The sequence below is a fragment of the Mycobacterium sp. NGS67 genome (genome assembly GCF_059812185.1).
Window position 1 is genome coordinate 1 of sequence record NZ_JCALCF010000035.1, and the last position, 14,160, is coordinate 14,160.

The following is a 14,160-nucleotide window of genomic DNA, read 5'->3' on the forward strand; positions in this document are numbered from 1 at the left end:
CCAACGGCCACGGGCCGGGCGCCAGCCGGATCAGCGCCCTGGGCACGAACAACACCGCGAGCGGTACCGTCACGGGCGGCAGCGGTGGCATAGGTAACGGTGTCGGCAGCGTGGGCGGCAACGGCCTGGACGGCAACCTCATCGCGGCCAGTAACAACCCCGGCGCCGAGTCGCACCTGGATAACCAAACAGTGCACGGCGGTAATGGCGGCAACGGCGGCAACGGCGTTGTGACAGGCACTGGCGGCAACGGCACCGAGGGCGACATCATCGCCGTCGACGGGGTGCTGATCGAAAACGTCCAGGGTACGAACGGCGCAAACAACCCGGCGTGAGCTCAGCGGCCGGTGTTGCCGATCAGCTCCACCGCACTGCCGTTCCACCGGAACTTCACCACGCTGCCGACCCCCAGCGCGTTCGGATACGTCAGCGCCACCGTGTCGCCCGTGCTCTGCGCGGCATCGATGCCGTTGAAGCCGTAGGTGTCCGGCACGCCCTGCGGGATGAAATTGCCGAGGTGGAACAACACCGCCCGGGTCGTCGGATTGTCGCCGTTGGTGTTGGCCTTGATGATCACCGCCGACAGTTGCGCGCACTGGTTGTAGTTGCCGGCCACCGGTTCGGGATTCCACGGCTGTTGGCTGCGCGGATCGCGCGGCAACTCGGAGACCACCCGCGCGATCGTGGGGGAGGCGAGGTTGACGGCGCACGGGTCGGCCGGAACGGCGCTACTGGATGGGGCCACTGAGGCGGGCGGCGGACTCGCCGGCGCACCCGAGGTGACCACCGCCGACGGCTTGGTCGCCTGCGGCGTCTTGGCGACGGTGGAGTCCCCCGATCCGCACCCGGCTAACGTGACGGTCATCGCCATAGCGGCGAGGGCTGCGGTACGACGGGCGAGCGACAACACACCGGGCACCGTACCGTCAGCCGCCCGGCGGGTGCCGCAGGCACGGCCGGACCCTCGACACGCTCTAGACTTCATCTTCTGATGGCAATCCCCGACAGCGCTCCCGCAGCGCCGCACGAGACCTTCGCCGACCTGCAGATTCATCCCGACGTCGTGCGGGCAATCGCCGCCGTCGGCTATGAGTCGCCGACGGCCATCCAGGCTGCGACCATCCCGGCCCTGATGGCGGGATCGGACGTCGTCGGTCTGGCGCAGACCGGGACCGGAAAGACAGCGGCCTTCGCCTTGCCGATCCTGTCCAAGATCGATGTCGCCAGCAACGCCACCCAGGCGCTGGTCCTGGCACCCACCCGGGAACTGGCGCTGCAGGTGGCCGAGGCGTTCAGCCGGTACGGCGCGCAGTTGCCGCGACTCAACGTGCTGCCCATCTACGGCGGGGCGTCCTACGGTGTGCAGTTGGCGGGCCTGCGGCGGGGAGCCCAAGTCGTGGTCGGCACGCCCGGTCGGGTCATCGACCACCTGGAACGCGGCACGCTGGACCTGTCGCGGGTGGACTACCTGGTGCTCGACGAGGCCGACGAGATGCTGACCATGGGCTTCGCCGAGGAAGTCGACCGCATCCTTTCCGAAACCCCGGAATACAAGCAGGTGGCGCTGTTCTCAGCGACCATGCCGCCGGCGATCCGCAAGATCACCACCAAGTACCTGCACGATCCGCTGGAAGTCACCTCGAAGGCGAAAACGGCTACGGCAGAGAACATTTCGCAGCGCTACATCCAGGTGGCCGGGCCGCGCAAGATGGACGCGCTGACCCGCGTGCTGGAGGTCGAACCGTTCGAGGCGATGATCGTTTTCGTGCGCACCAAGCAGGCCACCGAAGAGGTGGCCGAAAGGCTGCGTGCCAGAGGGTTTTCCGCAGCCGCCATCAACGGTGACATTCCCCAGGCCGCCCGCGAGCGGACTATCGCCGCACTCAAAGACGGCAGCATCGACATTCTGGTGGCCACTGACGTCGCGGCCCGTGGCCTGGACGTCGAACGCATATCCCACGTGCTCAACTACGACATCCCGCACGACACCGAGTCCTACGTGCACCGCATCGGGCGCACTGGGCGGGCGGGCCGCTCGGGAGCGGCGCTGTTGTTCGTCTCGCCGCGGGAACGGCACCTGCTCAAGGCAATCGAGAAGGCCACCCGCCAATCACTGACCGAAGCCGAGCTGCCTACCGTGGAGGACGTCAACGCCCAACGGGTGGCGAAGTTCGCCGACTCGATCACCGACGCACTCGGCGGTCAGGGCATCGAACTGTTCCGGCGGCTGGTCGAGGACTACGAACGCGAGCATGACGTCCCGATGGCCGACATCGCCGCGGCCTTGGCATTGCAGTCCCGCGACGGAGAGGCTTTCCTCCTGGCGCCGGACCCACCACCGCAGCGCCGCGACAAGCGGGACCGCGACGATAGTCGGGAGCGTACCGAAAAGCCCAGGCAGACAAGGTCATTCACCACCTATCGCGTCGATGTCGGCAAGCGGCACAAGATCGGCCCGGGCGCGATCGTCGGAGCTATCGCCAACGAGGGCGGCCTGCACCGCAGCGACTTCGGCCACATCGCGATCGGGCCGGACTTCTCATTGGTCGAACTGCCGGTCAAGCTGCCCCGGGCGGCACTGAAAAAGCTGGAGAACACCCGCATCTCGGGTGTGCTGATCAATCTGCGACCCGACCGACGGGCACCGCGCAACGACGGCGCCAGACCACGTCGCAAGCACACCAAATGACGCTGTCCGAAGAACAAGACGCCCAAGGCGGTCTCGAACAGGTCGCGCACGTCGATAGGGTCGCGTCGCTGACCGGTGTCCGTGCCGTCGCCGCCCTGCTGGTGGTCGGTACCCACGCCGCCTACACCACCGGCAAGTACACCCACGGCTACTGGGGTCTGGTCGGTTCCCGGATGGAGATCGGCGTTCCGATCTTCTTCGTGCTGTCCGGCTTCCTGCTGTTCCGGCCCTGGGTCAAGGCAGCCAAGACCGGCGGCCCGCCGCCGTCACTGAGTCGCTATGCGCGACACCGGGTTCGGCGCATCATGCCGGCCTACGTGATCACGGTGTTGATCGCCTACGTGCTGTATCACTTCCGGGAGGCCGGGCCCAACCCCGGGCACAGCTGGCTGGGGTTGATCCGCAACCTGACGCTGACCCAGATCTACACCGACGGCTACCTCGGCAAATACCTGCACCAGGGACTGACGCAGATGTGGAGTCTGGCGGTCGAGGCGTCGTTCTATGTGCTGCTGCCAGGGCTGGCCTACCTGCTGCTGGTGCTGATGTGCCGGCGGCGCTGGCAGCCCCGGCTACTGGTGGCGACCATCCTGGCGCTGACGCTGATCAGCCCGGGCTGGTTGGTGCTGGTACACACCGACCACCTGTTCCCCGACGGTGCCCGGCTGTGGCTGCCGACCTACCTGGCCTGGTTCTTGGGCGGCATGCTGCTGACCGTGCTGCAGGCGATGGGCGTGCGCGCCTACGCGGCGGTGGCCATACCGCTGGCGGTCGTCTGCTACTTCATCGTCTCTACGCCGATCGCCGGCGCGCCCACCACCTCGCCGGCTTCGCTGCCCGAGGCGTTGTGGAAGACGGTCTTCTACGCGGTGATCGCGACCCTGGCGGTGGCGCCGCTGGCCCTCGGGGACAAGGGCTGGTATTCGCGGTTGCTCGCCAGCCGGCCGATGGTGTGGCTGGGTGAAATCTCCTACGAGATCTTCCTGATCCATCTGGTGACGATGGAGTTCGCGATGGTCTACATCGTGCGAGCGCACGTGTACACCGGCCCGATGCTGTATCTGTTCGTCGCGACGGTGGTGGTGACGATTCCGTTGGCCTGGGGGCTGCACCGGTTGACCCGGGTCAAGAACTGATGTCCACGACGGATCGCACGACCTCGACCCATCCGCGCCTGACGCTGCTCGCGGTGTGTCTGGCGGTCTTCATGCTGTTGCTGGACATGACCATCGTGTCCGCGGCCCTCGCCAACATCCAGGCTGCTCTGGACGCCGAACTCAGCGGCCTGCAATGGGTGGTCGATGCGTATGCACTGCCGATGGCGGGGCTGCTGCTCACCTCCGCCACGTTGGGCGACCGGCTCGGACGGCGGCGTCTCTATGCCGTCGGAATGACAGTGTTCACGCTGGCTTCGGCAGGTTGCGCGCTGGCCGGCAGCATCGAGTCACTGAATTGGAGCCGGGCGTTGCAGGGGGCGGGCGGGGCACTGCTGCTGGGTGTGTCGTTGCCGATGGTGGCCGCGGCTTTCCCCGAACGGCGCAGCAGGGGCATCGCGATCGCGATCTACGGCGCGGTGATGGGTGCCGCTGCCGCGGTCGGACCGCTGCTCGGCGGCGCTCTCGTCGGTGCTTTCGGCTGGGAATCCATCTTCTTGATCAATGTGCCGATCGGGGTCCTCGCACTTGTCATCGCGTTGCGCTTCGTCCCGGAAACCCGTGCCGCACAATCCCGTCCGCTCGACTTGACCGGCACCGCGATCTTGTCGGCCGGTTTGTTCGCCGGCGTATACGTGTTGATCGAGGGCAATCATCGCGGCTGGACCGACACCCTGATCCTGACGCTGGGCGCGGTCTGTGTCGTGGGCTTGGTCGTGTTCTGCTGGTGGGAGTCCCGCGTCGAGGCGCCGATGCTCGACCTGAGTGTGGTCCGGCGCCCAGGCTTCGCCGGGGTGTCGATCGCGGCGTTCGCGGCCGCCGGGACGTTGATCGCGTCCACGAACTACCTGGCGCTGTATCTGATGAACACGTTGGGATACAGCCCCTTCCAGTCCGGTCTGCGGGCACTGCCGCTGACGGTTGCTTGTGTGCTGGGCGCACCGGTGGCCATGATGGCCGCCCGGTACGCGCCGGCCTGGTTGTCGATCCCCGGCGGGGTGGTCCTGATAGCGGCGGGACTGTGGCTGATGACCGGTGTCACCGAGAACACGCAGTGGACGCACTTCATCGCCGGGTCCATCGTCGCCGGCCTCGGCCTGGGTGGCCTGTTCGCGTTGACGTCGGACATCGCGCTGCAGTTCGTCCCGGTCGACGACGCCGGGATGGCCACCGGCGCGGTGAGCACGGTTCGGCAGATCGGCATCCTGGCCGGCGTCGCTGGTTTGGGGGCCTTGTTCAGCCGGCACGCGGCCGACGGTGCTTCCGCCGGGCTGGCCGGCTTGCCACTCGGTCCGGGGCCGACGCACACGCTCGTCGACCGGCTGTCCGCGGGCGCGGGTCTGCGTGTCCTGGACTACCTGCCCGGCGACCTGCGGCCCGTGCTGCCGGCGATCGCCCGGGTCGCCCGTCAGGCCAGCGCCGACGGCATGCAGGCCGCGCTGGTCGCAGCGGCCGTCGCAGCGACGGTATCCGCGGTCGCGGCGTTGGTTCTCGTTGCAGTTGGAGCGAATTCGCATTGCGAACCCGATGACCATTCTGTGTAGTTGGCCTGAGTTACTTATTTGCTCACCGGACATTTGAGTAACCTGGGCTCTACCATGCTTGGCGATTCAATGTTGATTCCCGCTGCCGACGGCGCGCGCTATAGCGTCATGATCTCCACCGATCCCGCCGACGTCGAAGCCGCCCAACGGCTGCGGTATCAGACCTTTGCCGAAGAGATGGGCGCCAGCCTGCCGCGCGCGGTTCGCGGCCCGCTGACCGGAGAGATGATCGACGTCGACCAGTTCGATCCCTACAGCGAGCACCTGCTGGCCAAGGACGAGGCGACCGGGCAGGTCGTCGGCTGCTATCGGCTGCTTCCGCCCGAAGGCGCGGCGGCCGCCGGGGGGATCTTCGCCGACACCATCTTCGACATCGGTGGTTTGAACGAGTTGCGTTCCAGTTTGGTCGAACTCGGCCGCGCCAGCGTACACGTCGAGCACCGCAACGGTGCGGTGATGGGACTGCTGTGGTCGGGGATCCTCAAGTACCAGGAGATAACCGGCCACGAATGGGGGATCGGCTGTCTGTCGGTGCGCATGGAAGGGGGCCTGCCGCGCGGCGCGTTGGTGCGGGGGGTGCGCGACGCGGCCTTCAAGATCCGTCCCGCGCCACCGCAATACCGGGTGACACCGCGGAATCCGGTTCAGGTCAACGGCTTGAGTCTTTCCGAACTACCCGACCCGGGACGGGTGCGTATCCCGCCGATGGTGCAAGGGTCGCTGCGGGTGGGCGGAATGATCTGCGGTGAACCGTCATACGATGCGGACTTCGACATGGCCGACTTCGTCGTCCTGATCAATCGGACGATGATGCATGAACGCTACCTCGAACGGTTGACACGTTCCTATGTCCACGCTTGACCGAACAGGCCTGCTCGGCATCGGGTTCGGGCCGTCGAACCTCGCTCTGGCGATCGCGCTGGCAGAGCGCGGTCTGGGCGCGGTGTTCGTGGACGCGCAGCCGAAGTTCGGTTGGCACCGCGGTATGTTGCTGCCGGGTGCGCGCATGCAGATCCCTTTCCTCAAAGACCTGGTGACGCTGCGAAACACCAAGAGCGAGTTCACTTTTCTGAACTATCTGAGCGAGCGCGATCGGCTCGTCGAGTTCATCGGCCGGCACACGATGTTCCCCAGCCGGATGGAGTTTCACGACTACCTGGAATGGGCCGCGGCCCGCGTCGGCGCGGAGGTCCGGTACGGGCAGCTCGTGGTCGGCGTCGACGCCGACCAGTCCGGTTTCGTGGTGCGGACCGAAGCTGGGTCGGTGCTGCACGCGCAGACCCTCGTCCTGGGCGCCGGACTGTCTCCGGTGCTGCCCGCCGGCACGGTGGAAACCGCTCGGCAGTGGCACAGTCATGCGCTGCTTCATCGACTGGCGACCGGCAATATGTTCACCCCACGACGATTCGCCGTCGTCGGCGCCGGGCAGAGCGCGGCCGAAGTCGCCGGCTACCTCCATCAGACCTATCCTCAGGCGCAGGTACATGCGGTGTTCGCCCGGTACGGATACAGCGTCGCCGACGACAATCCCTACGCCAACCGGATCTTCGATCCGGCCGCGGTCGACGACATCTACTACGCCGATCGACAGGTCCGGCAGCGACTGCTCGACTACCACCGGTCCACTAATTATTCAGCGGTCGATCTGGAGCTGACCGAAGAGCTGTATTCGCGCGAATACGCCGAACGGGTGGCCGGCAGGCGCCGGCTGTTCATCCACAACGCTTCGGAAGTCGTTGACGCGCAGGAACATTCCGACGGTGTGCGGGTGACGGTTGCCAACTTGATCGACCGGTCACAACTCATCTTGGACTGCGATGCGGTGATCTACGCGACGGGGTACGCGCCGTTGGACGTCCGGCGCTTTCTTGGCAAGCTGTCCGGCCACTACGAGTTCGACGCGGACGGGCTCGCGGTGGTCACCCGCGACTACCGCCTGGCGGCCAAGCCGGGGGCGCCCGGCGACATCTATCTCAACGGTGCGGTCGAGCACACCCACGGTCTGGCGTCGTCGTTGCTGTCCAATGTCGCAGTGCGGGCGGGAGATATCGTCGCGTCCGTTGCCGCGGTCGACGAACGGACACGAGGACCGCGGGTGGCGAGCTGACACCGAATCGGTTACCTGCGAGCCGAAATCGGTGTCACCACCGGGACCACGAACTCTTCGATCATCGCCCGTTCGTCGGCCTCGTCTTTGCCGGGGAACATCAGCAGCGAGATGATCACCCGCACCGCCCACCGGGCTCGGCGTTCGAGGGCGGCCGGTTCGTCGGGGTCCAGCGACTCGAGGAATCCGGACACCAGGCCGATGATTACGTCCGACTGGCCGGCCATCTCGCCGCCGATCGGCAGTCGGGTGGACCCGAACCACGCTGCCAGCGCCGGGTTTTCGCGAACCATGCGCAGCGTGGCGACGATGCTTCCGATCAGCCGTTCAGCCGGGTCTTCGACGCGCTCGATGAGTTGCAGGATCTCCCGGCCGAGGCGATGCGTCTCGCGGTGTACGTAGGCGCTGCGCAGCGTCTCCCGGCTGTCGAAGTAGCGGTATAACGTCGCACGCGAACACCCTGCGGCTTTGGCGATTTCGTTCATCCCGACGGTGGCCGCATCCTGCTCGGTGAACAGCCGTTCGGCGGCGTCGAGGATCCGGTCGGCGGCCGCCTCCGAGCGGTGTTCGGCCAGCCAGTCTCCGCGTGGCATCAGGTGTTGACCGTGATCGGAACCGACAGCGGACGCCGGACGTATCCGCCACCGGCCCAGACGATCGCGGATTCATCTACCTCGAACCTCGGGCACCGGCTCAGCAGTTCGTTCAGCGCCACCCGCGACTGCATCCGCGCGGCGGCAGCGCCCAGGCAGTGGTGTGCACCATGGCTGAACGTCAGGATGTTCCGGGGTCGACGGGTGACGTCGAGTTCTGCGGCGTCCTCGCCGTATTGGCGTTCGTCGCGGTTGGCCGACCCGTACACCAGCAGCACCCGCCGCCCGGCCGGAATGGTGGTGTCCTCGATCGTCACGTCGCGGGTGGTCGTGCGGGCCAGATTCTGGACCGGCGAGGTCAGCCGGAGCAGTTCGTCGACGGCATCGGGGATGAGGTCGGGATCGTCTGTCAGCAGGCGGCGCTGGTCGGGTCGCTGGTGCAGCAAAGGCATTGAGCCGCCGAGCATTCCGGTCACCGTGTCGTTCCCGCCGGTGACCATCGTGAACGTGAAACCCAGGATCGACAGCACCCCGGTGATGTCGCCGTCGGCTCCGATCCCGGCCGCCACCAGATGCGAGATGGTGTCGTCCCCGGGTTCGGCGCGGCGGCGTTCGATCAGCCCCGTGAAGTAGCCCATCATCGTGCCCACTGCGTCGCCGACCGTCTCCAGCGCGCTGACGATGCCACCCTCGGCCGTGTTGGCCGTGACGATGGCCTGCGTCCATCCGTCGAACTGAGCCCAGTCCTCTTCGGGCACACCGAGATAATGCGCGACGACCATCGAGGGCAGGGGCTTGAACAGCTCGGTGACGATGTCGCCGCCGCCGTTGGCGCGAATCTTCTCGATCCGCTCGACGACGAACTCGCGCACCTTGGGCTCGACGGCCTCGACCTGCCGTGGCGTGAACCCACGCGACACCAGTTTCCGAAACTGGGTGTGCACTGGCGGGTCCTGCATCACCATCGGCGGATTGTCCTGCAGCCCAATCATTTCCAGATCGCCATAGTTGACCGTGAGGCCCTGCGCTGAGGAGAACGTCCCGTGGTCCCGGGCGGCCGACCACACGTCGGCGTGCCGGGTCAGGACGTAGTAGTCGTGCTCGGGGTGCGCGGGCGGGACGACGTGGTGCACGGGGTCGTGGTCGCGCAGCGCCTTGTACATCGGCCAGCGGTTCGGCCACGTCTCGGGCGTGGCCAGCTCGAACTTGGCGGGAGCTTCGTGAGACACAACTGCGGTCATGTCTTATTGATACGACAGCAATCCCCAATGTGTCAACCGCCCTGACAGCCGAGCAGACGCAGAATCGCACGATCGACGCCGCTCCCGTGCGATTCTGCGTCTGCTCGCAGCAGAAGCCAGAGCTCAGATCCCGCTTCCGGGGTTCAGAATGCCCAACGGGTCCAGCGCCTGCTTGATCCGCCGGTTCAGGTCCATCACGTCGGGTCCCAGATAGTCGGCCAGCCAGGGCCGCTTCAACCGACCGACCCCATGTTCGCCGGTGATGGTGCCGCCCAGGCCGACGGCCAGGTCCATGATCTCGCCGTAGGCCACCTGGGCGCGTTCGGCCATCGCGGCATCGGCGGGGTCGAACACCAGCAACGGGTGGGTATTGCCGTCCCCGGCGTGTGCGATCACCGAGATCATCAGGTCACGCTCCTCGGCGATGCGCGCAATCCCGGTGACCAGTGAGCCCAGCGCGGGCAGCGGCACCCCGACGTCTTCCAGCAACAGCGAACCCTTGGCTTCGACCGCCGGGATCGCGAACCGCCGGGCCGCGATGAACGCCTCGCCCTCTTCCGGGTCGTCGGTCGAAAACACTTCGGTCGCTTCGTTTTCGGCGAACACCGCGGCCATCAGCTCGGCGTCCTCGCTGCCCGCGCGCCCGCGCTCGTCGGACCCGGCCACCAGCATCGCGGCGGCCGAGCGGTCCAGGTCCATTCGCAAGGTGTCCTCGACGGCGTTGATCGCCACCGAATCCATGAACTCCAGCATCGACGGGCGCAACCGCGCGCTGACCCCGAGCACGGCCTCGACGGCCGCCTCCACCGACGCGAAGTTGGCCACCACGACACTGGAGGTGTTAGGAGCGGGCAACAGTCGCAGCGTCACCTCGGTGACCACGCCCAGCGTTCCCTCGCTGCCCACGAATAACTTCGTAAGTGACAGTCCGGCAACGTCTTTCAAGCGCGGGCCGCCGAGTCGCACCGCGGTGCCGTCGGCCAGCACCACCTGCATGCCCAGCACGTAGTCGCTGGTGACGCCGTACTTCACACAGCACAGTCCGCCGGCGTTGGTGGCGATGTTGCCGCCGATGCTGCAGATCTCGTACGACGACGGATCCGGCGGATACCACAGACCGTGTTCGGCGACGGCCTTCTTCACCTCGGCATTGAACAGACCCGGTTGGCAGACCACGGTCCGGGTCACGGGGTCGACGGTGATGTCGCGCATCTTCTCCGTCGACAGCACGATCCCGTTGTCCACCGCGGTCGCCCCGCCGGACAGGCCGCTGCCGGCGCCCCGCGTGACCACCGGAACCCGATGCGCCGCAGCCCACCGCAGCACGGTCTGCACCTGCTCGGTGGTCCGGGGCCGGACCACGGCCAGCGGCTTGCCCGCCGACGGGTCCAGCGCGCGGTCCTGCCGGTATCCCTCGGTCACCGAGGGATCGACAACAACCATCCCGTCGGGGAGTTCGCCGATCAGGCCATCCAGCACGTCCACCGGGCCGATCCTACGTCGCGGCTTCGACGGCGAACTCCGGCGCGCGGTCCAGCTCCCGCAACGACGGCAACCTGGTGCAGATCAAGCCGGCGAGCAGGATCGGCAGCGCCAAAGCGAGAAACGCCACATGCAGTCCCGCGAAATCGGTCAACGGACCGGCCAGCAGCAGGCCCAGCGGACCGGCGGCGTAGGCCAGCGACGTCATCACCCCGACAACTCGGCCGCGCATGTGCGACGGCGCGCGGGTCTGCACCACGTAGGCATAGATCGGCTGGATCGGCCCGTACACCAAGCCGACCAGCGCCACCAACGCCAGAATCACCGGCAGCGGCGGCAACAGCGCGATCACCGCCGCCGCGACACCGAGGGAGAGCACCGCGGTCAGCATGATCACCCGGCGCGACATCCGCTTGGCCAGTCCCACATAGCCCAGCGCGCCCACCAGGCCGCCCAGCGACAGCGCCATCAGGACGCTGCCGAGCTGGCCCGGCTGGTTGCGGTCGCTGAAGTACTTCGGGAACAGCACGCTTTCCATCGGCAGATACAGCGCCGTGACGGTCAGGTCGATCAGGGCCAGGGTGCGCAGCACCCGCAAACTCCACACGAACCGCAGCCCGTCGGTGATCCCCGACCGCAGCCCCTGCGGCCGGGTGGTGTGCAGCGGTTTGCCGGCGCCTTCCAGCCGCAGCACCGAGATCGCCAGGATGGACATCGCGAACGCCGCGGCGGTGATCCACATCGTGGCGATTCCGCCGACCGTCGCGATCATCAGCCCGCCGATGCCCGGGCCCACCATGAACGCCAGGTTGAGGATCGCCTCGTAGACGCTGTTGACCCGGTCCAGCGACCACCCGGCCCGGGCGGCCGCCTCGGGCAGCATGGACTGCCTGGCGGTGATCCCAGCCGGGTCGAAGGCGGCCGCGCACGCCCCCAGGGCGGCCAGCACCCAGACATTGACCGCCTCGGCGCCGAACGCCCACGCCACCACCGGCACCGCTGCCACCGCGGCCCCGGACAACAAGTCGGCCACCATCGACACCGGCCGGCGACCGAAGTAGTCCACCGCGGTGCCCGCGACCAGCGTGGAGAACAGCAGCGGCAGCGTCGTCGCGCCGGCCACGATCGAGGCCTGCCCCGCGCTGCCCTGGCGCTGCAACACCAGCCACGGAAACGCCACGATCGAAATGCCGTCGCCCGCACACGCCATCAGCGTGGCGAAAAGGACCAGCAATGCCGGGCTCTTGTTGCTCAAAGGCTTCTTGCCGTTCATGGGATATCGCGGCTGAATCTAACCGCAAACCCCAGTCCGGACCACTGAATTTCCGGTCGCCGAGACCGGGCAGGATGTAGCTGTGCTCCGTCATCCCCGTACCGGCCAGGCGTTCGACTCACCGGTCGTGCCCGGGTCCGGCTGGCCGGGCGATCAGGCGACACCGCAGACGCCGGTGGCCACCGACGCGGCCGGGGTCGCCACGCTGGCGAGTGCGGCAACCTCCCTCACCGAGCTGGACGCCGCCAGCAGCGTGTGCCGGGCCTGTCCCCGGCTGGTCACCTGGCGTGAGGATGTCGCCGTCGTCAAACGGCGGTCGTTCGCCGACCAGCCGTACTGGGGCCGTCCGGTGCCGGGGTGGGGTTCGGAGCGGCCGCGGCTGCTGATCGTGGGCCTGGCGCCCGCCGCTAACGGCGCCAACCGGACCGGCCGGATGTTCACCGGCGACCGGTCCGGCGATCAGCTGTATGCGGCCCTGCACCGCGCCGGACTGGTGAACCAACCGACCAGTGTGGATGCCGCGGACGGGTTGCGGGCCAAGCAGATTCGTCTTGTCGCGCCGGTGCGGTGCGCGCCGCCGGCCAACGCGCCGACGCCGGCCGAGCGCGACACCTGCGCGCCGTGGCTGCAGGCCGAGTGGCGGTTGGTCGCCACCCACGTCCGGGTGCTGGTCGCGCTCGGCGGCTTCGCCTGGCAGATCGCCCTGGCTATGACAGGCGCGACCGGCAAACCCAAACCGAAGTTCGGCCACCGCGTCGTCGCCGAGCTGCCGTCCGACAAGCGCCTTCTCGGCTGCTACCACCCGAGCCAGCAGAACATGTTCACCGGTAGGTTGACTCCGGCAATGCTCGACGACGTCTTCGCTGACGCAAAGAAGCTGGCAGGGATCAAGTAATGGTGGAATCGGTGCTGGTCTCCGGGGCCAGCGTAGCGGGACTCACCGCGGCGTATTGGCTTGAGCGCAACGGCTATTCGGTCACTGTGGTCGAGCGCTACCCGGGACTGCGGCCGGGTGGTCAGGCAATCGATGTGCGCGGCCCCGCGCTGGAGGTTTTGGACCGGATGGGGTTGCGGGTTCCCGCCGAGGAGCTTAAAACGCGTATCCGGGGATCGTCGGTGGTCGACCGCGACGGCAACGAGTTGTCCCGCGACACCGAATCGACGCCGACGGGCGGGCCGATCAACAATCCAGACATCGAACTGCTGCGCGACGATCTGGTCGGATTGCTTTACGACGAAACGAAATTGAAGACCGAGTTCCTGTTCGACGACAGCATCGTCACGTTGGAGAATCTCGGCCCGGCCGTGGAAGTCACCTTCGAACAGGCGGATCCGCGCAGCTTCGATCTGGTGATCGGGGCTGACGGCCTGCATTCCAATGTGCGCAGGCTGGTCTTCGGGCCCGAGGAGCGGTTCATCAAGAGGCTGGGAACGTTCGCCGCGATCTTCACGGTGCCCAATTTTCTGGACCTGGACTACTGGCAGATGTGGCACTACGGCGACACCAGCATGGCCGGCGTCTACAGCGCGCGCAACAACTCCGAGGCCCGCGCCATGCTCGGATTCATGGACTCCGAACTGCGAATCGACTACCGCGACACCGAAGCTCAGTTCGCCGAACTGGAACGGCGGATGGCCGACGACGGCTGGGTCCGGCCGCAGCTGCTGCAGATGATGCGGTCCGCGCCGGATTTCTATTTCGATGAGATGGCGCAGATCGTGATGGATCACTGGTCGATCGGACGGGTGGCGCTGGTGGGTGACGCCGCGCACTGCGCGTCGCCGTTGTCCGGTCAGGGGACCAGCCTCGCGCTGCTGGGCGCCACCGTCCTGGCCGGTGAACTCAAACTGGACCGCGTGGACCATGGCCTCGGATTTGCCAACTACTTCAAGCGTTTTCACGCCTACACCGAGCGCACCCAGTTCCTGGCCACCGACAGCATCCCGGGTGGCGCGCCGATCTCGCAGGAGCAGTTCGAACTGATCGTGAACTCGATCACCCTGATGAACTACTGACCCCTGCCGAGCAGACGCAAAAGCCCCGATTTCGTGCCGAAATCAGGGGCTTTTGCGTCTG

General features: G+C 67.1%; 11 protein-coding genes and 2 pseudogenes. 8 read left to right on the forward strand and 5 right to left on the reverse strand.

The window, feature by feature from the left end:
- Positions 1 to 335 (forward strand): annotated as a pseudogene (locus AC5Y4D_RS23705) (hypothetical protein); the annotation flags it as partial.
- Positions 336 to 337: 2 nt separating this feature from the next.
- Here the strand turns inward: AC5Y4D_RS23705 and AC5Y4D_RS23710 are convergent.
- The gene (locus tag AC5Y4D_RS23710) at positions 338 to 919 is read right to left on the reverse strand and encodes an LppP/LprE family lipoprotein (protein ID WP_500038373.1); all 582 of its coding nucleotides are present in this window, start codon (positions 917 to 919) and stop codon (positions 338 to 340) included.
- 72 nt (positions 920 to 991) lie between these two features.
- On the opposite strand from AC5Y4D_RS23710, the gene AC5Y4D_RS23715 reads away from it, so the two are divergent.
- The 5 genes from AC5Y4D_RS23715 to AC5Y4D_RS23735 all read left to right on the forward strand — a co-directional run bounded on the left by AC5Y4D_RS23715 (position 992) and on the right by AC5Y4D_RS23735 (position 7,494).
- On the forward strand, positions 992 to 2,689 hold the full coding sequence (locus tag AC5Y4D_RS23715) for a DEAD/DEAH box helicase (protein WP_500038374.1): 1,698 nt from the start codon (positions 992 to 994) through the stop codon (positions 2,687 to 2,689).
- Positions 2,686 to 3,825: an acyltransferase family protein gene (locus AC5Y4D_RS23720; protein ID WP_499941167.1), complete on the forward strand. Its 1,140-nt coding sequence runs from the start codon at positions 2,686 to 2,688 to the stop codon at positions 3,823 to 3,825. Before AC5Y4D_RS23715 ends, AC5Y4D_RS23720 begins: the two co-directional genes overlap by 4 nt.
- Positions 3,825 to 5,387, forward strand: coding sequence for a DHA2 family efflux MFS transporter permease subunit (locus AC5Y4D_RS23725; RefSeq protein ID WP_499990937.1), 1,563 nt, complete (start codon positions 3,825 to 3,827; stop codon positions 5,385 to 5,387). Before AC5Y4D_RS23720 ends, AC5Y4D_RS23725 begins: the two co-directional genes overlap by 1 nt.
- 69 nt (positions 5,388 to 5,456) lie before the next feature.
- Positions 5,457 to 6,248, forward strand: coding sequence for a GNAT family N-acetyltransferase (locus tag AC5Y4D_RS23730; protein ID WP_499941165.1), 792 nt, complete (start codon positions 5,457 to 5,459; stop codon positions 6,246 to 6,248).
- Positions 6,235 to 7,494, forward strand: coding sequence for a lysine N(6)-hydroxylase/L-ornithine N(5)-oxygenase family protein (locus tag AC5Y4D_RS23735; protein ID WP_499941163.1), 1,260 nt, complete (start codon positions 6,235 to 6,237; stop codon positions 7,492 to 7,494). Before AC5Y4D_RS23730 ends, AC5Y4D_RS23735 begins: the two co-directional genes overlap by 14 nt.
- An 11-nt stretch (positions 7,495 to 7,505) precedes the next feature.
- On the opposite strand, the gene AC5Y4D_RS23740 is transcribed toward AC5Y4D_RS23735, so the two are convergent.
- From AC5Y4D_RS23740 to tap, 4 genes and pseudogenes are all read right to left on the reverse strand, one after another.
- Positions 7,506 to 8,087 carry a TetR/AcrR family transcriptional regulator gene (locus tag AC5Y4D_RS23740; RefSeq protein ID WP_499941162.1) on the reverse strand — a complete coding sequence of 194 codons (582 nt, stop codon included), beginning with the start codon at positions 8,085 to 8,087 and terminating at the stop codon, positions 7,506 to 7,508.
- Positions 8,087 to 9,328 (reverse strand): cytochrome P450, encoded by a 1,242-nt coding sequence (locus AC5Y4D_RS23745; RefSeq protein WP_499941160.1) that lies wholly within the window; start codon positions 9,326 to 9,328, stop codon positions 8,087 to 8,089. Before AC5Y4D_RS23745 ends, AC5Y4D_RS23740 begins: the two co-directional genes overlap by 1 nt.
- Before the next feature lie 123 nt (positions 9,329 to 9,451).
- Positions 9,452 to 10,771, reverse strand: coding sequence for an FAD-binding oxidoreductase (locus tag AC5Y4D_RS23750; RefSeq protein ID WP_499941408.1), 1,320 nt, complete (start codon positions 10,769 to 10,771; stop codon positions 9,452 to 9,454).
- Positions 10,772 to 10,791: 20 nt separating this feature from the next.
- Positions 10,792 to 12,083: pseudogene (gene tap, locus AC5Y4D_RS23755) on the reverse strand (multidrug efflux MFS transporter Tap).
- An 82-nt stretch (positions 12,084 to 12,165) separates the two neighbouring features.
- Between tap and AC5Y4D_RS23760 the strand changes: the two are divergent.
- Positions 12,166 to 12,978 carry a uracil-DNA glycosylase gene (locus AC5Y4D_RS23760; RefSeq protein ID WP_500038375.1) on the forward strand — a complete coding sequence of 271 codons (813 nt, stop codon included), beginning with the start codon at positions 12,166 to 12,168 and terminating at the stop codon, positions 12,976 to 12,978.
- 2 nt (positions 12,979 to 12,980) lie between these two features.
- Positions 12,981 to 14,099 (forward strand): FAD-binding protein, encoded by a 1,119-nt coding sequence (locus AC5Y4D_RS23765; RefSeq protein WP_500038388.1) that lies wholly within the window; start codon positions 12,981 to 12,983, stop codon positions 14,097 to 14,099.
- The last annotated feature ends 61 nt before the right edge of the window (positions 14,100 to 14,160 follow it).